We start from the raw sequence: 21,968 nt of genomic DNA on the forward strand, positions 1-21,968 counted from the left end.
ATTATGTTAATTTTTTAGCTAATTTTGACACTTCAAATGTAGCTGGCTGGTGGTTGTATAATACCTGGTATACCATATTACAAATCGGCATTTCTAACTCATTTTTATGGATGATGCTCTGGATACAATCAGAAGCATAGTATCCTTCGGCGACCATATTCATTTCTAACTGAGCAGATTGTACGGTGTACCCCTTACCTATCATATTACCAAAGGTTCGATTGCGGCTAAATTGTGAATAGGCAGTTACCAAGAGATCGCCCAGATAGACGGAAGCATTTATTTCGCGATCCGCAGGATCAATTTCCTGTACAAAAAATTCCATCTCCCGAATGGCATTTGAGACCAATACAGCTTGAAAATTATCTCCATACCCCAACCCGTGGCATATTCCTCCAGCCAACGCATAGATATTTTTTAAAACTGCTCCATATTCAACACCCAAAACATCATCCGAAATATTAGCATTGATATATCTGTTAGATAGTAGATCTGCAACAATTTGTGCTTTATCTAGATCCTTGGAAGCAAATGTGAGATAGGAAAGCTTCTCTTGAGATACTTCTTCGGCGTGACAGGGACCACCGATTACGACAATATGATCTAACGGGACATCATAGGTCTGATTTAGGTATTCACCAACGATTAAGTTTTCGTCCGGAATTATCCCTTTAATAGCCGAAACAATAATTTTCCCTTCCAGATCTGGCTTCTCCACTCCTTGCAACGCGAGCTTTAAGTAAGCTGCTGGAGTATTTAAGATAACGATATCAGTAGACCGTATTGCCTGTCGAGCATCAGACAATACATGGTTCTCTTCGAGCTTTACCTCCACTGCGCTAAGATAAGTTGGATTATGTCGGTATCTATTTATGTATTCGATGTCTTCTTCCTTACGTACCCACCAAAAAATTTCCTTTTCTAATTTATTGTCCGCTAACATTTTGACCATCGCGGTAGCCCAACTGCCACTTCCTATGACACTAACTGTATGTTGAGATATTTTCTGCGTATTCAAAACCATGCGCAAAGATACTTAATATTACGTGAAAGACTATCGATTATACTCCCCTTTATATCGACTTCGGTACAAAAACGAATACGCGACACCGATATAAAAAAGTCCCTTTTTATTATCTTTGTTAGAATTAATTGCTAATATCTCAAGTCTAACATCTCGTATCTAATATCTAATATGACCACTGAAAAGGAAAAAATGATCACTGGAGAAGCCTATTTTCCGAATGATAAAACACTTTCCGAAGACAGATTACTTGCGCAGACATTGTGTTATAGGTTTAATCAATTGGAACCTCGACAAGTAAAGGCGAAAAAACAGATCGTCAAAGAGCTCTTTGGCAAAACAGAAAAGATGTTTTATATAGAACCTCCCTTCCGCTGTGATTACGGTTATAATATTGAAATTGGTGAAAATTTTTACGCCAATTATAATCTCACTGTCCTGGATTGCGCCCCGGTTCGCATCGGCGATAATGTAATGATAGCGCCAAATGTTTCTTTGTTCACTGCAGGACATCCGATTCATCATGAACTGCGCAATACGGGGTTGGAATATGCTGTTCCGATTACAATCGGTGACAACGTATGGATTGGAGGCAATACAGTGATCAATCCCGGTGTAACTATCGGTGAAAATACAGTTATCGGCTCTGGATCGGTTGTTACCAAAGATATTCCTGCAAATGTAATAGCAGCAGGCAATCCATGCCGAATTCTCCGGGCCATCACCGAGGAAGAAAAAAAATATTATTACAAACAACGAAGAATTAAATAAACAAAAAAAATCCTAAGGCGGGGAACCTCAGGATTTTTCAAACCAATTATTAACCTAAATTATGAAATTATGAATTTTTTATATTTTAATCTACACCAATAAAACGAACTATCTTTCCAAATAGTATCTTTATGAATTCCTTTAACATTTTTTAACACAAAGAAGATCAGAAAATTTTTCAAGTATTTATATTTCAACTACTTGCTCCTTACGAGTTGTATCAGCAGGATAAAACTCAAAACAAAACTCATGGTAAAACCCAGCCAAGAGATAATTGGCATACCCCATAATAAATATCCAACCCTTCCATGTGCTAATATACTGGCACCAACACCAAACGTCATCGCTAAAATGGACAGCAAAAACTTATTACCTATTCGATGAAAAATAAGCTGAAGGTGATCGAAATCCCTGATCTTATGATTCAACGTAATCTTATCATTCTTCAGCTTTTCGAGCAGAGATAACAAATCCATGGGTACATCGATCATAACATCTTTTAAAAATAGAGCCTTTTCTTTTAACTGCTCTGTCAAATATTCCGCAGACAACTTTTGATCAGCAATCCTTTTGGCAAAGGGTGAAATACTTTCAGGGATGTTCAACTCCGCGTTCAACTGTCGGCCGGTACCTTCTAATATAGACACACCTCTTAACAATACATATACAAAATCAGGCATCAATATATGATTGGTCTGCAAGATGACATTTAATTTCTGTAACATAATGGCAATCTTAATATCGTCTAATGCATTCTGCTTAATCATTTCGAAAACTTCGTAGGCATCTCTTTCGAGACTTCGTTCATCCTCGATGTGATGCACTATAGCAAGCTTTTTGATATTTTTCAGTAATCCCTTTGCATCATTCATCAAAAAATTGATCACCATGGATTCGATTATTCCTCGATCTTGCGGCACCATAAATCCCATTGCTCCATAATCCAGAAAAACGATCTGTCCTTTTTGATTTACAAATACATTTCCGGGATGGGGATCGGCATGGAAGAATCCATGCACAAGTACTTGTTCAAGATAGAGGTCCAATACATTTTGAAGGACTGATTTTGGAGGGAGGCCAAATGTCGCTAAACCCGCTATATCATTTACTTTTACACCATTGATAAGTTCCATGCATAGCATCTCATCAGAGCTATATTGGCGGTATACCTTGGGCACATGAGTTTCTTTATTGCCTTTAAAATTTCTTCTGAAACGTTCAATATTATTGAGTTCGTTCGTAAGGGAAAGTTCTTTTAACAATGAATTCTCAAAGGAGACTGCAATCTGATAAAGATTCATTTTATAAAAAATCTCATATTTTTTTTCCAATAGTTTGACGAGATCTTTAATAAAATCCAAATCCGTGCGAATAATCGCATCCACACCTGATCGCTTTATCTTCAAAATGACAGGAGTTCCATCCTTGAGTTGCGCTTTATACACCTGTGCAATGGATGCTGCTGCAATAGGCACGGGATCGATAAAAGCAAAGTGTTCATCAGGATCGATTTCAAGCTCCTGATTTAAGCGATGCCTAATATCAATATCTTCTGTAGGAACATCATCTTGCAGTTTTATAAGTTCAAGGCGAAGATCTTCTGGGATAATATCTGCCCGATTACTTAGCAGTTGTCCCAATTTAATGAAAGTAGGCCCCAATTCTTCTATCGCCAATCGGATACGGACATTAAAATCTTCTTCAAATATTTTGCGGGTGTGATTATTCCAAAGCAAAAAACTATCAGGAAGTATGCGGTCGATGTTGGACCTGGAGATCACTTCATCAAAGCCGTATGTTGATAAAACCTTAAGGATCTTGCCTATTCGTTTTATTTTTTCAAGTCCGTACATGCCTTCAGCATTTAATTACCTAATTAGATGACGACAATATATCAACCACCTTTTCACCTAACCGGGTGATATCCGATTTTAGACCAACCATAAGTGTTAACACATGGACTGGATTTCCTTGGATCTTATTCACATTATACAGATACCCCACTTCAGCGCCAAGGAAAAAACCTTTAAATTTATAGTCGGCACCTACGCCCAATTTGGTACCAAATGCCATGGAGTACTTACTTTCCATAACTACTTTATTTCCTACATCATTAGCGCGTGGCTCATTAACTAACCCTATTGTAGGTCCTAGGTATGCATAAGTATTCAACTGATCATATTGCTTCCGTGTGCCCCCAGCTAGGCTAAGCATATAAAAATTGGATCGGCCATTTTCAATCGTTCGATTATAATCGGCATCATCTATCAGTTGGTCATAGTTAAACGACATTAAGTACAGTGCAGGATAAAGGTAGTACCTTGGATTCTTTAAGGTAATATCTAGCCCCATACTCCCCGAGAACAACTTCGGAGAAAGTACATTTTTCGTTTTGCCCATTGGAATACCAATTCCCGTGCCCGCGAAATAATACACTTTTTTATAATGTAGCGTATCCGTTCCGCTTTGCGAAAAGGACAGGTTACATGAAAAAACAATAACCAGGGTAATAAATAGACTTTTCATCAATCTTCTGCACAGTTTGTTATGTAACAATAAATTAAGCAAAAAGGTTTGAAAGGAAGATTTATTTTTTGCTAAAAGTTTTTATAAATAGTTTTTACTTTGAGGGCCCTGATTAAAAATCAAATCTATAATACTGAGTTCGGGGATAAAACCTACCCTATCGTTGAACACTTGATAATATGGTTTCGGTGTTTCAAAAACAGATGGCTTTTTGGGATGAATAAGATTTCTATAATCTAACACTCCGGAGGGAGCCTTTTCATAACTATCCGTAAAGGAAATACTTCTATTAATCTTCAATAGTTTAAGGATTAATTCCAATTGCGATAGATTGTAATCAAACAAAAACTCGCACTTTTTTTCATAGAATTGTTCAAACTCATCCTCATAAAACTCAAAATATGCCGAACTACGGTATGCAGTCTGCAAGCTTTGCCAATGCAATCGCTGCCAATCGTGGTCATAGTTGATTCGGACATCTTTCATCGCGACGTGCTCCTTACGGCCATGCACTATCGGAACAAACAATTCTAAAATTCCATTAGCGGTAGCGATCTTAGCACGGGTACGATAAGTTTGTTTCGGATAATGTTCATATTTATCTAAAACAATAGGAAGATCGTGTTGATAGATCGCGTGAAAATAAGAGACCGGAGGAAGATACGTTGCCGATAATAACAGTTGAGTGGACATAAACTAAAATTAACTATAAATTATGAAGCAAAAATAACTTTATTTAAGGATTATACGCAACTGAATAAATTGCTTTTATATGCAACTTTATCTAAGTTTGTATCTCAGATCGTATGCAGCAAACCGTATTGATGAATAAAAAGATTATTTCGGGTTTACTATTTTGTTTTTCTTTGCTGCCTTTTTGGGCATTGTATATCCTATCCGATTTTTTGTACTTTGTTATTTATTACGTCTTCAAATATCGAAAATCGATCGTTATTAGCAATTTAAAAAACTCTTTTCCGGAGAAATCAGTAGACGAAATTCATCAGATTGCGAAGAAATTCTTTCGCTATTTCCCTGATATCATCGTGGAAGCGTTAAAAATGCGAACCATTACAGAAAAACAAGTAATCAATCGCATTGAATTATTAAATCCCGAAGAAGTGTACAAGCATTTTGAAGTAGGAAAATCTGTAATCGGCGTGACAGCACATTACGGAAACTGGGAGTTGGGAATCTACCGAATGTCGCTTATGACGGAATATCCTCGTCTGATTATTTACAAACCGTTGAACAATAAAGATTTTGATCAGATATACAATAGTATACGCACACGCTTTGGAGCAACGATGGTGCCGATGAAGCAAATTTTACGTCACTTGGTCAGGTTAAAAAATCAACGCAATATGAGTATGTTTGTAGCTGATCAAACTCCCCTGCATCAAGATTCAGACTATTTTATGGAGTTTTTAAATCAAGACACCTTAGTCTATACCGGTGCGGAACGGATTGCTCAACTAACGGAAAGTCCGGTAGTATATTGTCACATCGGTAGAAAACAAAAAAGAGGCCACTATTATTGTAAATTTACTACATTAGTAGAAAATCCATCCACGCACCAAAAACATGAAATAACGCAAATTCACAATAAATTCACAGAAAAAATGATTCGTGAAGAGCCGGCATATTGGTTGTGGACACACCGTCGTTGGAAAAGAACAAGAACAACTGAAAAATGATAGAATATCCCAAAGTTGCTGTTGTCATATTAAATTGGAACGGTAAATTTTTCTTAGAGAAATTTTTACCATCCGTGTACAATAGTACTTACCCAAATATTGAATTTATTATCGGAGACAATGCTTCTACAGATGATTCTGTAGCCTTTGTCAGGGAATACTACCCCACAATCCGTATTATCCACAATGATGATAACTATGGATTTGCCGGTGGATATAATAAGGTACTTAAAAAAGTAGAAGCAGATTATTTTATCTTGCTTAATTCAGATGTAGAAGTAACTCCTTCTTGGATAGAACCGGTCATTGATTTTATGCAAAAAAATGACTTTGTAGCTGCGCAACCTAAAATCAGAGCATATCATCAACGGGATTACTTCGAACATGCAGGGGCTGCCGGAGGGCATATCGATTATTTTGGTTATCCCTTTTGTAAGGGTCGTATCCTTAATATTACCGAAAAAGATGAAGGTCAATATGATACGGAAAATGAGGTTTTTTGGGCTACTGGTGCTGCATTATTTATTAAATCCAGTGCGTGGCACGAAGCAGGTGGATTTGACGCAGATTTTTTCGCACACATGGAAGAGATTGATTTGTGTTGGCGACTTAAAAAAATGGGTTATAAAATTGGCTATACCCCAGCATCCGTTGTATATCATGTGGGCGGAGGAACACTAAATACAAGTAATCCTAAAAAGACGTATCTTAATTTCCGTAATAACCTACTTATGCTCCAAAAAAACCTTCCTTTTTGGCGTGCATTAGCAGTCATTTGGACTCGTTTGTGGCTAGATCTCGTCGCTTTACTGCATTTTCTCGCGGAAGGGAAACCACGGGACGCATGGGCTGTAAGCCGTGCTCACCAATATTTCTTTCTATATTTTTTTAAAACAGCGTTAAAAAGAAAAAAATATAATGCAATAGAAAATAAAACGGGACTTTATAAAAAATGCATAATTTGGGATTTTTACACGAATAAAATACAAAAATATAGCAACCTATCTGTAAATAATTTCCACAAGAAGTAGCAATACCGAATTTTAACAACTTCAAACTTTCCTCACTTAATTTTAATGGGTTAAAATATTGGTATAAAATTATTTTCCCCCTTAAAATTTCTTATTTTCGTAACCTATGTCGCAAGATATTCAAGATAGAATTTTAAAATTAACAACAGAATTAAATGAGTATAATTACCAATATTATGTATTGGCAAATTCTGTCGTTTCTGATTTTGATTTCGATAAAAAACTCAAGGAATTAGAGGCATTAGAAAACGAATACCCCGAATTTAGAGACCCCAACTCTCCAACGTTAAAAGTGGGCGGAGATATCACCTCTAAATTCAACACGGTAGCACACCGTTGGCCAATGTTGTCGCTGAGCAACACGTATAATGAACAGGAGCTTAGGGATTTTGATGAACGGGTACAAAAAGCCATAGGGCATCCCGTAGACTATGTCTGCGAACTCAAATTCGACGGGCTTTCGATATCCATCACATTTGAAAACGGCAAACTGGCACGTGCCATCACACGTGGAGATGGCACCCAAGGTGATGAGGTTACCAACAATGTAAAGACTATCCGAAGCATCCCTCATCAATTGAAGGAGGGAACAGCTTATCCTGCCTCTTTCGATATTAGAGGCGAGATATTTATGCATAAATCAGCTTTTCTGAGACTCAACAAAGAACGGGAAGATAACGGAGAGCAAACGTATGCAAATCCTAGAAATTTTGCTTCGGGAACGATCAAACTCCAAGATTCAGGCGAGGTTGCAAAAAGACCGCTGGATTGTTTCCTTTATTTCTTGTATACCGAAAATAGAAACAAACTTTTCGCCACGCATTGGGATAGTCTTCAAGCAGTAAAAGAATGGGGATTTCCGGTATGTGATGAAACGAAACTTTGCACTTCGATTGATGAAGTACTCAATTTTGTTCATTATTGGGATATCCAAAGACACCAGTTGACATATGATATTGATGGAATTGTCATCAAAGTAAACGAATATGCCTATCAGGAGGAATTGGGATTCACTGCAAAATCGCCGCGCTGGGCGACTTCCTTTAAATTCAAAGCCGAACGTGTAGAAACGATTCTTAACAGCATAAGTTACCAGATAGGTCGTACCGGAGCGGTGACACCGGTAGCCAATTTGCAACCTGTTTTATTAGCGGGTACTACAGTAAAGCGTGCTACACTTCACAATGCAAATGAAATAACGCGACTGGACTTACATACGGGAGATACGGTCTTCGTAGAAAAAGGAGGAGAAATCATCCCAAAAATCATAGCCGCCAATCCCGAGAAAAGACCAGCAAGTGCGAAGACGATCTTATACCCTGCGACATGTCCCGAATGTGGCACAACATTAATCCGTCACGATGGCGAAGCCGTGCATTATTGTCCGAATGAAGATGGTTGCCGTCCGCAGATCGTCGGTAAAATGCAACATTTCATCGGACGCAAAATGATGGACATTCAGGGATTGGGCAAAGAAACCATTGACGCTTTTTATCGATTGGGTCTAATTCGACGCATATCTGATCTGTATTCACTAGCTACCCGACAGGATGAATTAGTCAATCTCGAAAGGTTCGGTCAAAAATCCATCGAGAATATGATTGCCGGATTGGAAAAATCGAAGGAAAAACCTTTTGAAAAAGTCTTGTTTGCGTTAGGAATCCGGCATGTGGGGGAAACCGTTGCCAAAAAACTGGCGCTACATTTTAAATCGCTTGAACACCTAAAGAATGCCAGTATCGAAGATATTGCAAATGTCCAGGATGCCGGAATCCGGATTGCAGAAAGTGTCTATGAGTATTTACACCAAGAAGCTCATCTCGCCGAACTCGACAAATTGGCTCAATATGGCTTAAATTTCGCGATAGAGGAAAAAGAACTCTTGCTAGCTGGTGAGAGCCTGTCTGGCAAAACATTTTTGATATCTGGTGTGTTTGCCGATTTTTCGAGAGAAGAATTAGGGGCATTGATCGAATCCCACGGCGGTAAGATGCTGAGCAGTATTTCTGCCAAATTGAATTATCTGGTCGCCGGAGATAAAATGGGACCATCTAAACTGGTCAAAGCAGAGAAACTTAAAGTTCCTATTATTTCAGATCAGGATCTGTTAAAAATGATTAATCAAAATTAAACAATTATATAATACAATTTATTCAACATGAACGAGCTTCACGGCGCAGGGGTGGCATTGGTTACACCATTTAATGCAGATGGAACGATTGATTTTGAAACGTTAGGAAAGCTAATAGAGTTTCAAATTGCGGAAGGAATGAACTACTTAGTATCATTAGGCACAACCGGCGAAACTGCCACATTGACGGCTGAAGAACGAAAGCAAGTTTGGGCGTTTACAGCAACAACAGTAAATGGAAGAATACCGTTAGTGGCGGGAATTGGGGGCAATAATACCGTGGAAATAGTGAAACAAGTTCAGGAATTTAGTATTCAAGGATACTGTGCAATCCTATCGGTATCGCCTTACTATAATAAACCAACTCAAGAGGGGATTTACCAGCATTATAAGGCCATTGCCGAAGCTTCAGCATTGCCAGTGATACTGTACAACGTGCCGGGGCGTACAGGCAGTAATATGAGCGCAGCCACGACAGTACGTCTGGCAACCGATTTTAGAAACATAGTGGCGACTAAAGAAGCTTCAGGTAATTATGCGCAATTCTCGGAGATACTGCGTGACAAACCAGAAGACTTCTTATTGATTTCAGGGGATGATCCTGCAACTCTTCCGATGATGGCACTGGGTGCTGTCGGAATTATCTCTGTAGTAGGAAATGCGCTTCCTAAAAAAGTAAGTACTTTGGCAAGGCTGTGCGCAGAAGGAAATTTTACTCAGGCCCGCACGATTCACAGTGAATTACTTAAAATCACGGATTTATGCTTTGCGGAAGGTAATCCCTGTGGTGTGAAATATATCTTGAAGCAAATAGGAATAGGTGGCGATTATGTACGTCTGCCTTTAGTACCTATCGGAGAAACGACACAAAAAGATATTCAGGACGAGTTACAACGGATAAATTAAAATTCTTAATAACCAAACATTCTATTATCTTTATTCCTGTAAATAGATTTGTTATGGCTGAAATCAATAGTACAGAGAGAAAATCCTCAGGTGTAAAAAAAGTGATAAGTTGGCTTTTGTTGATCATTTTCCTTGGTTTAGGGGCTTTCGTTTATTATAAATATTATTTTGTATTCGGTGAAGGCGTAAAATCCGGATATTTAAATTATGCCGTTAAAAAAGGAAACTTATTTAAAACCTATGAAGGTAAATTGATCCAGGAAGGTTTCGGAAGCGGAAAGACGGGAGGAATTACCAGCAACGAATTTGTATTTTCGGTAGATGACGATTCGATCTTTCAGCAACTAGAATTAAATAGTGGTAAATTTTTCGATCTACATTATAAAGAATACCATGGCGTACTCCCTTGGAGAGGGAATACCGTTTACGTAGTGGACAGAATTGTAAACATGAAGTAAAGGCTTGGCAGAAATAAATGTATGAACAAACAGGCTTTTATCTTACTAACGTTATTCTGCTTCGCCTTATCTACAGTCGAGGCACAACGAAAAAAAAAGATACGCGAAGGCTTTGAACGATCGCCACAGCAAGAAATTGTTTATGATAATAAGAGCTATTTAGAAGCTATAAATTCCGTACAGCTCTTTCCGAGAGGAAAAGAAAATCAACTACCGATATATACGTTGGGTAGTCAGGATCAGCTGTTGCTCTCTTTCGATGATCTCCGGGCGGATGTAAGAAGTTATTATTACGGTATTGAACATTGTAACGCTAACTGGGAACCAAGCCGCGTGTCACCATTAGATTACGCGGAGGGATATAACGAGGATCGCCTTGATAATTTTTCCCAATCGCAGGGAACATTCCAAGCCTATACACATTATAAAGTAGCTTTTCCGAATGAATATATAAAACCTAAAATTGCAGGAAATTACTTATTAAAGGTATATGAAGATGCTTACAAAACGCGACTGGTCGTAACGAGACGCTTCTACGTCGTGCGTCCATTGATTCAAGTAGGGACTCACATCCTTCCTTCAGTACAGGTATCCAAAAGAATGACTAATCAAAAGATCGATGTATCCCTCAAAACACCGTCATTAACCATTCCCAATCCGGAGCGCGATCTACAGGTGCATGTATTTCAAAACCAACGTGAGGACAACAAAATGGTTTTAACCAAACCTATGTTTATTGGAAATAATGAGATCAAATATAACAACAGCGAAACCTTAGACTTTCCGGGGAATAATGAATTTCGATTCGTTGATTTACGCAGTTTTCGATTGGGTTCTAATCGAGTCCAACAGATTCAAAATGACAGTCTCATCTCGATCAATGTATTAGCCGACGAGGATTTACGGGATGCCAGCTACGCTGACACCTATGATGAAAATGGAAAGTTTTACATACGTAATCTGGATTTTGAAAATCCGGAGATCCAATCCGACTATGCAGATGTCCATTTTTCACTACAGACGAATCAGAAGATAACGGGAAATATTTACCTTGTAGGTGGTTTCAATAACTTTCAACGAAATGAACACAATAGACTAACCTATAACCCGACGTCGAAAAATTGGGAGGTTGCGCTGAAGCTAAAACAAGGGTTATACGATTATGAATATGTACTCGAAACTCCAGAAGGTAAGATCATCACCAACGCGTTTACAAATAGTTTCTACGCCACCGGAAATGATTACCTAGTATTGGTATATAATAGACGTATAGGAACATACTGGGATGAATTACTGGGCGTAGGAACGATCTCCATTCATAATAAAACAAACAAAAATTAACGATAAGGTGGTAGAAAAGGACGAGAATAAACAACTCAAAAGAGGATTAAGCAACCGACATATACAGCTCATCGCATTAGGAGGCGCCATTGGAACGGGCCTCTTTTTGGGAATAGGAAAGGCGGCCGTATTGGCAGGTCCTTCGGTTATATTAGGTTATACTATTGCTGGAATTATCGCGTTTTTTATCATGCGCCAGTTGGGGGAAATGGTCGTAGAAGAACCCGTTTCGGGTAGCTTTAGCTATTTCGCCAATAAATACATGGGGGCTTTTGGCGGGTTTTCATCGGGCTGGAATTATTGGGTTCTGTATATATTGGTCAGTATGGCCGAGTTGACTGCCATTGGCGTATATGTACAATTTTGGTGGCCAGAAATACCATTGTGGGTATCCAGTACCTTCTTTTTTATTGTCATCAATTCGATTAATCTAGCCTCCGTAAAAGTATACGGCGAAACTGAATTTTGGTTTTCTATCATAAAGGTCGCAGCGATAATTGCTATGATTCTATTTGGGTCGTACTTATTGATCAGTGGATCTGCAGGAGAACGAGCAACTGTAGAAAACCTGTATAATGATGGCGGATTTTTCCCAAAAGGTTGGCTTACCAACGCCCAAGATGGCAGCTATCAGGGGCTGCTCGCGGCACTGGTCATGATTATGTTCTCTTTTGGGGGACTAGAATTAGTCGGGATCACCGCCGCCGAAGCTGAAAACCCGGAAAAGAATATCCCGAGGGCAACGAATCAGGTGTTGGTTCGTATTTTGATATTTTATGTAGGCGCTTTATTTATCCTCTTTTCTTTGATGCCATGGCGCGCTATTACGGCTGACACCAGTCCATTTGTGGAAGTATTTAATGCACTAAATAGCTTTGAATTTAAGCTTTTCGATAAGACGTATTACTTTACCACGATCATTGCCAATGTACTGAATGTAATCGTACTTACCGCAGCGCTATCCGTCTATAACAGCTGTGTATATAGTAATTCGCGAATGTTGTATGGCTTAGCAGAACAAGGAAACGCACCCCGGTTTTTGAAAAAATTGAATAAAAATCATTCGCCTATAGCTGCCATAATTGTTTCAGCAATCTTAGTGGCGGTATGTATTGTTATTAATAAGATCATTCCCGAAAAAGCGCTAGAGATTTTAATGTCGTTAGTTGTATCTTCTCTGGTAATCAATTGGATAATGATATCTTTAACGCATATCTATTTCAAAAAACAGAAAATAAAAGAGGGTGTTAAAACGAAATTCCCTTCGCTGTTCTATCCGATCAGTAACGTGGTTTGTTTGGTGTTTTTAGTTGGTGTTTTGGTGATGATGTGGTTCACCGGACTTAAGATATCCGTCGAACTTATTCCAATATGGTTATTAATACTGTGGTTGAGTTACCTGATGGTGAAAAGGAATAAATCAGAGTCGTAACCTGTCGATAAAGCTGTTTTTTAGGTCCCGTAATGCTGTTAGAATAGTGTTTTAGCAATACCGCCGTCCAATGGAATGGAAGCTCCTGTTAAAAAAGAGGCATAAGCTGAGGCGAGGAAAGCTACGAGATACCCGTATTCTTTTGGATCCCCTAACCTATTCATCGGTACGGACTCCATTCTTTTTTGTTTAATCTCATCCAGTGCAATTCCTTCTTTATCTGCCTGCGCTTGCATAAGGCTATTCAATCTATCGGTGTCGAAATATCCGGTAAGAACAGAATTGACGGTAATACCGTCTGCCGCCACCGCATTGGACAACGATTTACTCCAACTAACCAAAGCCGTCCGCATGGTGTTAGATAGTACCAAACCATCCTGCGGTTCTTTTACTGTCATGGATGAAATAGTAATAATTCGGCCAAAACCCTGTGCTTTCATATGGGGCAAAGCTAGATTTGTTGTAAAAACAGCATTTTGAAACAGCAATTCAAACGCCTGCTGATAGTCCTCTTCTTGTTTTGACGAAAGTGTCCCGGCCTGCGGACCATTTGTGTTATTTATTAGCACATCAATACTGTGTGTTCTAAAAAATTCGGTCAGCGTATTTTTATGATCGGCATAATCATTAAAATTAGTTACGATGTATCCGTGATTTTGACCCTGAGTCCTGTCTAACTCGGTCAAGGTCGCTTTCAACTTTTCAGCCGATCTCGACATCAATGTAACTTCAGCCCCACATTGCGCCAGTTGCAATGCAATAGCCTTACCCAAACCAGACGAACTTCCACCTACTAAAGCTTTTTTCCCTTTTAATGATATTTGCATAAATTTAATCACTTAATTTGTGTCTTCTGACTTATTGCAACACCAAATATGACACCTTCGCATATCATCGACAGGCTTGAAAGTGCCGTGTAAGTTCTTGATAACTTATTGATGCCTTTAAAAACAAAGATTGGCAATAAAATAAACACTTTCAACAAAAAAACGAGAAATTTCTCGCCTTATTATTTTCGATAACCTTCTTCATCGAGATCATCCCGAGAGTCTTCCTCCGTTTGAGATAACTCTTCATCACGTTTAGAAACTTTCAGACTTTCTTCAGAAGTGATATGCATATTGGAACGATTTAGATTCTGTTCTTTTAGCTCATCCAATTCCGCATATTCATTTCCTACTAAAGGATTAGAGTTATCATATTCAGAGGAATCCTCTTCCGCACCTTTTGAAATCGTAGCATAATCCGCTGGGTGATCCCAATCCGGATCATCGTCGTCCACATCCAGCTCGTAGCTTCCTTTTTCTTCGTCAAAACTCAGGTCATCTGCTTCCAACGCGTCATCATCGTTTGGGATGTTTTCATCGTCTAAAAAGTCGTCCTCTGGATCTTTTGCTATATTATTAGTCATCATTCTTTCCTCCTGATTTTAAGTTATGAACGTTTGTTTTGTTTTTGGATCCGCTATTATAATAGTCTTGTCATTTCAGCTGTACTATCTTTATCATCATTTTAAAGTATTAACAATTTTGCTGAACAGCTATGGTTATAACGCCATGCTCACTAAATAGTTTTTCAAAGAGGTCATGTTATTTAAATTAAAAAGCTTATATAATTTTTGATCAAAAACTTATTTTTCAGAAAACATTTCATTATATTTACCTAAGTCAGTTTTATAAACCTTCTTGTTATGCAGACGAAAACAGAATACCTAATCTGGGACAAAATCGTTAACAGTGCCAAACAACGTTTTGACTTTGAGCTCTATGCTACTAAATTGGATCCAGATACACTAGACAAGCTTATTCTTCATATTATCGTAGGATTTGCTTCCGGAGAATGCCATGAAAGCATCTCGACAAATCTTCACAACGAATTAGTGCATATTGGTATCGATGTGCGAGACGAGATTATAGATACCATAGTGGCAGACAAACATGTTGTATTTAGCGGGGAAATCTATGCGGCCTATCTTACCTTTTCGATGTTGGAAGACGGAAACAGTGAATTTGAAATATTAGGTTGTGTCACCGATTTATTAGAAAGTCCGCGAATCTACTAAATAGTGAATAAATTCTGTTCTATTTTTAATTTAAAAAGGCCAAAATTTAAATTTTGGCCTTTTTAGAATTCTACTGAGATTAGGGCATTCAAAGGTATCAAAACACCACTTTTAATTTGAATATAGTCGTCTGTCAATGACCACACTGTCGTATCGACACGTTTAGGGCCGTCCTCTGTTTGAAATATGATGGAGACTTTTGATTTAAACTCATTACCTAACCGTTGTGCACTACTAAGTTTTTGATTCAATTCCACGGCTCGATTTACATCTGCAGGAATAATTTTATATTTACCGATTTCTTCCTTTTCTATCAATGTACCTATCATAACACCCTTAATTTTTACTGGATATTTATTTGCTTTAATAATATAAACTTAAAAAATTTTGCCTTTATTTGCAATTCTAATTGCATTGAAAATAAAAGCAAAATTTTCATCAGTATCCGTTTTAATCGCGTGTATGAGCGATAAGCGGTTTTTCATTCTCTCCTCTTCCTTTAAAAATTAATTTACAGAGGAAATATAAAAAATGGTGCTTTTAAATCACAGTAATAGCGAAATAATTACAATTATATTTCATTTTTATATTGGGTTAAAATCTCAACTATTGAGATGAATAGTGACGGTCGCTTTAAACGTATTGCTATTACTATTTATCATCAATTCATGACCTTCTGGGTAGTGAAGGATTAAACGTTGCTTATAAAACTCCACAAAAGAATTATCTCCTTGATTCACAATATGATGATTAACCCGATTACTTACTTCCATGTGCACTTTTGCATGAGTGATGCGGACACGAATCTTAATTGGATAGTTTTCCATACTATTATATCCATTTTGAATAGCATTTTGAATTATTGGAAACAGCATAAAAGGATAGATTTGCAATGGAGCGATTTCTATTGGTAATTCATAGTGAATATGAAAATTGTCTTCCCTGATTGCTTTATACAATTCAATATATTCGTTAAGACAAGCCAATTCTTCAGACAACGGTATCAACTGATCTTCTTCCCGAGTCAAATTTGTTTGTAAAAACTGAATAAAAGAACTGGAATGAACTAGCAGATCTTTTTTCAAATATTCGTTCAATAGGCACTTCTCCAATTGACTTCTTTCAAATGACAACGCGCCTTGAAATCTGGCATTAGCCAAATCGACTTCTATTTTAGTTCCGAATATACGATCAATAAAACTTGACATATCTATTGATTTAGATACCACTCACCCCCCCAGAAACCACTAATTTCATGGCGTCCGTCGCATTCATATCCAATTTGTGTACACGTTCGTTTTTTACCACAACAACTTGTCCAGCAAACGAATAGGAATATGGAAAATAAACAACGACTTCGTCCTTTAACCCTAATTTGCTGAGATCCCGCTGTGTAAGAAAACCAATTTTCTTCATTCCCGTTTCATTTACTTCTACCAACACCGGTTCGTTAAATTTCTTAGCATCGCCCACAAAAGCTTCTGTAAAATCCTTAATTGAAGAATATAGCGTGTTAAATAACGGTATACGCTTTATGGTACGGTTAAGCCAATTTCTAATGGGATCAGTAACTAGATTGGTAAATATGATTCCGACAATAATTAATAGTATAATGACAGTCAAAATGCCAATCCCCGGAATATTTAACGGGTGACCTTCCTCATCCTCTAAAAAATGTTGCGTAATATTCAACGTATTGTCTATAGATGCTACTATCCAAATGATGAGGAATACAGCTCCAGCTAAGGGAACCACAACCAACGTTCCTTTAATTAAATAATACAGCAGTTTCTGAAAAATTTTCTTTATCATATAATTATTCGTAAAAATAAACTCTTTTCACCCGTGAGGAAATCCCTACTAACAGTTCATAAGGTATGGTCCCAATATCTTTGGATGCTTGTATCAAATCGGGGAAAACGATCACCTCATCTCCTTCATTTGCTGTGATATCAGTTATATCCAGCATGCACATATCCATACAAACGTTGCCTATTGTAGGCACGATTTGTCCGGCTATCATCATTTTACCTAACCCATTCCCTAAACGACGGTCATACCCATCAGCGTATCCTATTTTGACGGTTGCAATACGGCTATCACGTTTTAGGACACCTTTTCTGTCATAACCAACGGTTTCCGCTGCATTTAGTTGTTTTATCTGCGAAATAGTGGTTTTTAGTACACTGACTAGTTCTAAATGCAGCCCATTATCCGATAGATCAATACCATAAAGTCCTATTCCCAATCGTACCATATCCATTTGTGCATCCGGCCAATTTACGATACCTGTTGTATTACAAATATGTTTCAAAAACGGATAGCCCAAACTAAACTCCAATTTACCCGCTAACATTTTAAACTCCTGAATCTGCTGTGCTGTAAATTCCTTTTGAGCAGTATCGGCTGAAGCAACCAAATGCGAAAAAACCGATGCCACTTTAATTTGTGGTCTCTTTAGAAGTGTGATAAGTGCATTATCTAATTCATTCGCCATGAACCCTAACCGGTGCATACCGGTATCCAGCTTGATATGTATTGGATAACCTTTAATCTGACGATCCGTTATAAACTGAAGAAAAGCATTTAACATCCGTTTAGAATATATCTCTGGCTCTAATCGATAAGACAAGACATCATCAAACGTACCTTCATGCGGACTTAACACCATTATAGGTAGGGTCACCCCCGCCTTTCTTAACTCCACACCCTCATCAACAAAAGCTACGGTCAAGTAATCCAGCTTATTAAATTGTAAAACATTCGCCACCTCAAAACTTCCGCTTCCGTAAGAAAATGCTTTGACCATGGCCATTAATTTTACGTCTTTCCGCAATAAGGAGCGATATTGTATAAGGTTGCTTTCAATGGCTTTCAGATTGATCTCCATGACCGTATCATGGGATTTTTCGACTAATTGTTGACTTACCTCTTCTAAATGAAACTTACGCGCACCCTTAATCAGAATAGCCTCATTACTAAAATTAATTCGGGGCAGATCAGCTATCAATTCCGCTGTAGATTCGTAGCATAGCACCTCTGAATTTATCGCTGACATAATGTCAAATAAAGAACTACCAATCAGAACAACTCGTTTTAATAACTGATTATTCAACAGACGAATCAGTTTATCCATTATTTTATCTGTAGACTTTGCGTCTACAAAACCGCTTAATATCAACGATTTTTGTGTGTGCTGATTTTGCTGATTTAAAAAATCCAATGCGATCTGTAAGGATGCCAAATCATTGGAATAGCTATCGTCGATAATGCTGCAATTATTCTTCCCTTTCTTTAATTGCAGGCGCATTTCCAATGGTCTTAATCCCCTTATGCGTTCTTGAATTACAGAGAAATCATATCCCAACTGTATCATGACTATAATACAGGTAATCGCATTCTCAATGGAAGCCCTATCTTGAAAAGGGATTACGAAATCAATATGCTCTTGCCGATACCGCGCAGTCACCTTTGATTCGCCATGCTCGGTTGAAATATTTAGAATCAGGAAATCATCAGCTTCTTTTGTTCCCCAAGTAAATCTATTCTGAATACTTTTTGCATCCGGCACATAGCTAGAAGAAAACAAGATCTGTGCAGCATTCTTAAAAAGCTGCCATTTCTCAATTAATTTATCGTTCTTGGAAATAAAACCTTCCATATGTGCTGTACCGAGATTAGTCAATACACCAATAGAGGGATCTATCATTTGCTGCAAGGCTTCCATTTCACCTGGTCGGCTGATACCCGCTTCAATAATAGCTAACGTATGATCTGTTTGAAGATTCCAAACCGAAAGTGCAACTCCCAGTTGCGAATTATAACTCTTTGGACTTTGATATACATTGTACTCAGATGACAACAACTGGTGCAACCATTCTTTGACAATAGTTTTACCATTACTTCCGGTGATACCTATGACCGGAATGGTAAATTGCTTCCGGTGAAATGCGGCTAAAGTCTGGAGTGCTTTGAGTGTATCATCTACCCAAATAAAATTAGCGTCGGGATAAGGTAAAATCGAAAAATCCGAATCGGAGATCACGAAACTTCTAATACCTTTTTCATACGCATCGGGAATAAACTGATGACCATCTCTGCTACTTTTAATAGCAAAAAATACGCTCTCCTTTACATCACGAATCTTTCGGCTGTCATAGACCAATTCACTTATCGCCTGACTGCTATCAGAAAGAAAATAGTGTCCAGATGAAAGAATTTGTAATACAGAAGCTATTGTGTACATAGTGAAATATTGCTACGAATTTCATCATTATTTTTAATAAGTTAGCTATTTTTTGAACATTTCCTCTTTAAATTAAGCATTCAGTGGTAGAGGAGAGATCGATAAACTGCGTAGCGCTCATTCATGCCATTTAAAACGGATATTGATGAATAATTTGTATTTTTATTCAGCTTAATTAAAATTTCATTGGGCAAATTTATCTAAGTTTGTACTTATGGATGACTCTCGTTATACTAAAAAAATCTACACTCCTCATCAGGCTAAATTAAAAGCTGAAAATTATTGCGCGTATCAAGAACGGGCACAACAGGAAGTAAGGGATAAATTGTATGAATGGGGGTTACACTTCGATGACGTAGAAAACATCATTTCTGAACTTATTTCCGAAAATTTTTTAAATGAAGAACGGTTTGCTAAGGCATACGCATCTGGAAAATTTAGAATAAATAGCTGGGGAAAAGTAAAAATCAGGCAATATCTTAAACTAAAAAAGATACCAGAAAAATTAATTAAAAGTGCAATTAGCACTATAGATAGCGAAGAATACGACCGAAAAATCAGTCACCTAATAGATTTAAAAACAAAAGGCGAAAAAAAACCATATAATCTAAAACTGAAAACCAAACTATACAATTATCTCGCCACCAAAGGCTATGAAAACGACATTATTTTTCAGAAAATACATAAAGACACCTAAATTCACCGAGCCAAATTAAATAAAAGCTACCTATTCACGAATTCCATAATTCAAATGATAAAATTCATGGAAAATAGCGCATAAATTTTCGAAAAAACATCATTTTTACAACTACTTTATCACATCACCTATCAACAGTTAACCTGTTGTAACAAAGATACTTCAACAAGATTTATTTCACTATATTTACAACTTTAATGTCTTAATTTCTTATATTTGCAGACAGTTAGTTCTTATTAAATAAAGTGGGATAAACACTATGTTAATGAGACAGACAAACTCAGTATTATAGATAGAAAATGAGTATAAAAAAGCTAACATACATACTAATGGCATTAGGATTTTTCCTAACTGCGTCAACATGCGTGTATGTTGTGTCCGATCAGAGCTTTTACGATACCGAACATGCTGAAAATACAAATACTCCATCTGCTGAAGATACGGACAGTGAGCGACAGATAGATGATGAGTATGTTATCACGACCATCCTTACTCCTGTAGAAAACAATTTCCTTGGCGCCCTTTATTATCATCCCGGCGACACGAAAGTAAAGCACATCCCTATCAGGCTTCATTGCCCGCCTCCGAACATTTCCTAATATTTCTTTATTATCATCGTGAAATATCTATGAACATGTGCAGTTACGCAAATATCATGTTCCATCACGAAATAATAATATCCAAAAATAACACCGGATTTCGAGCATAATGCTTGGAAGTAGGTTATTTCATATTGTTTAATCTAATAATATACATATAACAAATAATTTTTTTAAAATGAGAATCTCTATAGCAAATTTAACTTCGGTATTGGCATTGGCCTTTGGAACATGCTCAATAGTAAACGCACAACAATTAAATGAGCAGGAATTAAAAATTAATGTTGATAAAATTTCCAATTCAACGGAACGCATAAAAGCCCTTGAACCGATTACATTCGTTTACAATACAGATAAATATAAAAAACTAAACTTACCTGCTGGCAATCAATATGGTTTCTTGGCAAGCAATGTGGAAGGTGTATTTCCAGATCTAGTGCAGGAGTCTTCGCAATTTTACAGTACAGGAAAAAACACCTCAAAGGTTGCTAGATATGAAGAGGTAAATTCAAACGACCTTATCCCTTTATTGGTTGCAGCCCTAAAAGAGCAACAAGCGCAGATTGAGGCACTACAACAGGAAGTAAACACCTTAAAATCAAAATAAAGTTGCAATTGAAAGCCAAGATTGTTTAAGGAACATGTCTCCTGAGCAATTTTGGCTTTTTCCTAACCTTTCAGTCCCACTCTCTTCCATTGTACATTTCTAGATGTAACAAACCGAGGGAGAAATAATTTAGAAAAAACACCTTTTTTATTTTGGAGATTTAGCCGAAAGCTCTATATTTGCACCACGTCAAGCGAAAGTAGCTCAGTTGGTAGAGCACAACCTTGCCAAGGTTGGGGTCGCGAGTTCGAATCTCGTCTTTCGCTCAGTTGCCTAGGTGGTGGAACTGGTAGACACGCAGGACTTAAAATCCTGTTCCCGTTAAGGGAGTGCGGGTTCGATTCCCGCCCTAGGTACAAAAGCTCATCTGTCTGATGAGCTTTTTCTTTTTTTCAATAACTTCACTATTTTTCAAATTTGCTTTACTGAAATCCCTTATC

Annotated in this window: 22 protein-coding genes and 2 tRNA genes; 14 read left to right on the forward strand and 10 right to left on the reverse strand. The window is 37.6% G+C overall.

Annotated elements, in window-relative coordinates; genetic code table 11:
* Position 1: 1 nt before the first annotated feature.
* Positions 2-1,024, reverse strand: a complete 1,023-nt coding sequence (locus tag FAZ15_RS16440; protein ID WP_136902414.1) for an NAD(P)H-dependent glycerol-3-phosphate dehydrogenase — start codon at positions 1,022-1,024, stop codon at positions 2-4.
* Between the two features lie 171 nt (positions 1,025-1,195).
* Between FAZ15_RS16440 and FAZ15_RS16445 the strand changes: the two genes are divergently transcribed.
* Entirely contained in the window at positions 1,196-1,795 is a 600-nt protein-coding gene (locus tag FAZ15_RS16445) for a sugar O-acetyltransferase (RefSeq protein ID WP_136902415.1), read from the forward strand.
* 197 nt (positions 1,796-1,992) lie between these two features.
* Here FAZ15_RS16445 and FAZ15_RS16450 read toward each other — a convergent pair whose 3' ends face one another.
* The 3 genes from FAZ15_RS16450 to FAZ15_RS16460 all read right to left on the reverse strand — a co-directional run bounded on the left by FAZ15_RS16450 (position 1,993) and on the right by FAZ15_RS16460 (position 5,014).
* Positions 1,993-3,648 carry an ABC1 kinase family protein gene (locus FAZ15_RS16450; RefSeq protein WP_136902416.1) on the reverse strand — a complete coding sequence of 552 codons (1,656 nt, stop codon included), beginning with the start codon at positions 3,646-3,648 and terminating at the stop codon, positions 1,993-1,995.
* 19 nt (positions 3,649-3,667) lie between these two features.
* Complete coding sequence (locus FAZ15_RS16455; RefSeq protein WP_136902417.1) at positions 3,668-4,321, reverse strand: hypothetical protein; 654 nt, start codon at positions 4,319-4,321, stop codon at positions 3,668-3,670.
* Positions 4,322-4,402: 81 nt separating this feature from the next.
* The gene (locus FAZ15_RS16460) at positions 4,403-5,014 is read right to left on the reverse strand and encodes a WbqC family protein (protein WP_136902418.1); all 612 of its coding nucleotides are present in this window, start codon (positions 5,012-5,014) and stop codon (positions 4,403-4,405) included.
* Between the two features lie 131 nt (positions 5,015-5,145).
* Between FAZ15_RS16460 and FAZ15_RS16465 the strand changes: the two genes are divergently transcribed.
* From FAZ15_RS16465 to FAZ15_RS16495, 7 genes are all read left to right on the forward strand, one after another.
* Positions 5,146-6,018, forward strand: a complete 873-nt coding sequence (locus FAZ15_RS16465) for a lysophospholipid acyltransferase family protein (RefSeq protein ID WP_136902419.1) — start codon at positions 5,146-5,148, stop codon at positions 6,016-6,018.
* Positions 6,015-7,049: a glycosyltransferase family 2 protein gene (locus FAZ15_RS16470; RefSeq protein ID WP_136902420.1), complete on the forward strand. Its 1,035-nt coding sequence runs from the start codon at positions 6,015-6,017 to the stop codon at positions 7,047-7,049. Before FAZ15_RS16465 ends, FAZ15_RS16470 begins: the two co-directional genes overlap by 4 nt.
* A gap of 106 nt (positions 7,050-7,155) precedes the next feature.
* Positions 7,156-9,180: an NAD-dependent DNA ligase LigA gene (gene ligA, locus FAZ15_RS16475; RefSeq protein ID WP_136902421.1), complete on the forward strand. Its 2,025-nt coding sequence runs from the start codon at positions 7,156-7,158 to the stop codon at positions 9,178-9,180.
* 27 nt (positions 9,181-9,207) lie between these two features.
* The gene (gene dapA / locus FAZ15_RS16480; RefSeq protein WP_136902422.1) at positions 9,208-10,086 is read left to right on the forward strand and encodes a 4-hydroxy-tetrahydrodipicolinate synthase; all 879 of its coding nucleotides are present in this window, start codon (positions 9,208-9,210) and stop codon (positions 10,084-10,086) included.
* A 53-nt stretch (positions 10,087-10,139) separates the two neighbouring features.
* The gene (locus FAZ15_RS16485) at positions 10,140-10,544 is read left to right on the forward strand and encodes a hypothetical protein (RefSeq protein WP_136902423.1); all 405 of its coding nucleotides are present in this window, start codon (positions 10,140-10,142) and stop codon (positions 10,542-10,544) included.
* A gap of 21 nt (positions 10,545-10,565) precedes the next feature.
* Complete coding sequence (locus FAZ15_RS16490) at positions 10,566-11,885, forward strand: type IX secretion system plug protein (RefSeq protein WP_136902424.1); 1,320 nt, start codon at positions 10,566-10,568, stop codon at positions 11,883-11,885.
* 7 nt (positions 11,886-11,892) lie between these two features.
* Positions 11,893-13,317 carry an amino acid permease gene (locus FAZ15_RS16495; RefSeq protein WP_136902425.1) on the forward strand — a complete coding sequence of 475 codons (1,425 nt, stop codon included), beginning with the start codon at positions 11,893-11,895 and terminating at the stop codon, positions 13,315-13,317.
* A 38-nt stretch (positions 13,318-13,355) separates the two neighbouring features.
* On the opposite strand, the gene FAZ15_RS16500 is transcribed toward FAZ15_RS16495, so the two are convergent.
* Entirely contained in the window at positions 13,356-14,144 is a 789-nt protein-coding gene (locus FAZ15_RS16500; RefSeq protein WP_136902426.1) for an SDR family oxidoreductase, read from the reverse strand.
* A gap of 182 nt (positions 14,145-14,326) precedes the next feature.
* Positions 14,327-14,731, reverse strand: a complete 405-nt coding sequence (locus FAZ15_RS16505) for a hypothetical protein (RefSeq protein WP_238387285.1) — start codon at positions 14,729-14,731, stop codon at positions 14,327-14,329.
* Between the two features lie 276 nt (positions 14,732-15,007).
* On the opposite strand from FAZ15_RS16505, the gene FAZ15_RS16510 reads away from it, so the two are divergent.
* A complete protein-coding gene (locus FAZ15_RS16510; protein WP_136902427.1) occupies positions 15,008-15,379 on the forward strand; it encodes a hypothetical protein in 372 nt (123 codons plus the stop codon).
* 62 nt (positions 15,380-15,441) lie between these two features.
* Here the strand turns inward: FAZ15_RS16510 and FAZ15_RS16515 are convergent, their stop codons facing one another.
* The 4 genes from FAZ15_RS16515 to FAZ15_RS16530 all read right to left on the reverse strand — a co-directional run bounded on the left by FAZ15_RS16515 (position 15,442) and on the right by FAZ15_RS16530 (position 19,625).
* On the reverse strand, positions 15,442-15,708 hold the full coding sequence (locus FAZ15_RS16515; RefSeq protein ID WP_136902428.1) for a hypothetical protein: 267 nt from the start codon (positions 15,706-15,708) through the stop codon (positions 15,442-15,444).
* Positions 15,709-15,981: 273 nt separating this feature from the next.
* Positions 15,982-16,587, reverse strand: a complete 606-nt coding sequence (locus tag FAZ15_RS16520; RefSeq protein ID WP_136902429.1) for a LytS family sensor histidine kinase — start codon at positions 16,585-16,587, stop codon at positions 15,982-15,984.
* 10 nt (positions 16,588-16,597) lie between these two features.
* Entirely contained in the window at positions 16,598-17,191 is a 594-nt protein-coding gene (locus tag FAZ15_RS16525) for a DUF502 domain-containing protein (RefSeq protein WP_136902430.1), read from the reverse strand.
* A gap of 4 nt (positions 17,192-17,195) precedes the next feature.
* Entirely contained in the window at positions 17,196-19,625 is a 2,430-nt protein-coding gene (locus tag FAZ15_RS16530; RefSeq protein WP_136902431.1) for a bifunctional UDP-N-acetylmuramoyl-tripeptide:D-alanyl-D-alanine ligase/alanine racemase, read from the reverse strand.
* A 214-nt stretch (positions 19,626-19,839) separates the two neighbouring features.
* On the opposite strand from FAZ15_RS16530, the gene FAZ15_RS16535 reads away from it, so the two are divergent.
* The 5 genes from FAZ15_RS16535 (at position 19,840) to FAZ15_RS16555 (ending at position 21,884) form a co-directional block, all read left to right on the forward strand.
* Positions 19,840-20,322: a regulatory protein RecX gene (locus tag FAZ15_RS16535; RefSeq protein ID WP_136902432.1), complete on the forward strand. Its 483-nt coding sequence runs from the start codon at positions 19,840-19,842 to the stop codon at positions 20,320-20,322.
* 299 nt (positions 20,323-20,621) lie between these two features.
* Positions 20,622-20,921 (forward strand): hypothetical protein, encoded by a 300-nt coding sequence (locus tag FAZ15_RS16540; RefSeq protein WP_136902433.1) that lies wholly within the window; start codon positions 20,622-20,624, stop codon positions 20,919-20,921.
* Positions 20,922-21,099: 178 nt separating this feature from the next.
* On the forward strand, positions 21,100-21,528 hold the full coding sequence (locus tag FAZ15_RS16545) for a tail fiber domain-containing protein (RefSeq protein WP_136902434.1): 429 nt from the start codon (positions 21,100-21,102) through the stop codon (positions 21,526-21,528).
* A gap of 193 nt (positions 21,529-21,721) precedes the next feature.
* Positions 21,722-21,794 (forward strand) — tRNA-Gly (locus FAZ15_RS16550).
* Positions 21,795-21,799: 5 nt separating this feature from the next.
* Positions 21,800-21,884: transfer RNA gene (locus tag FAZ15_RS16555), tRNA-Leu, on the forward strand.
* Positions 21,885-21,968 lie beyond the last annotated feature (84 nt).

Origin of the sequence: Sphingobacterium olei (genome assembly GCF_005048855.1) — a bacterium.
GTDB classification, from domain to species: Bacteria; Bacteroidota; Bacteroidia; order Sphingobacteriales; family Sphingobacteriaceae; genus Sphingobacterium; species Sphingobacterium olei.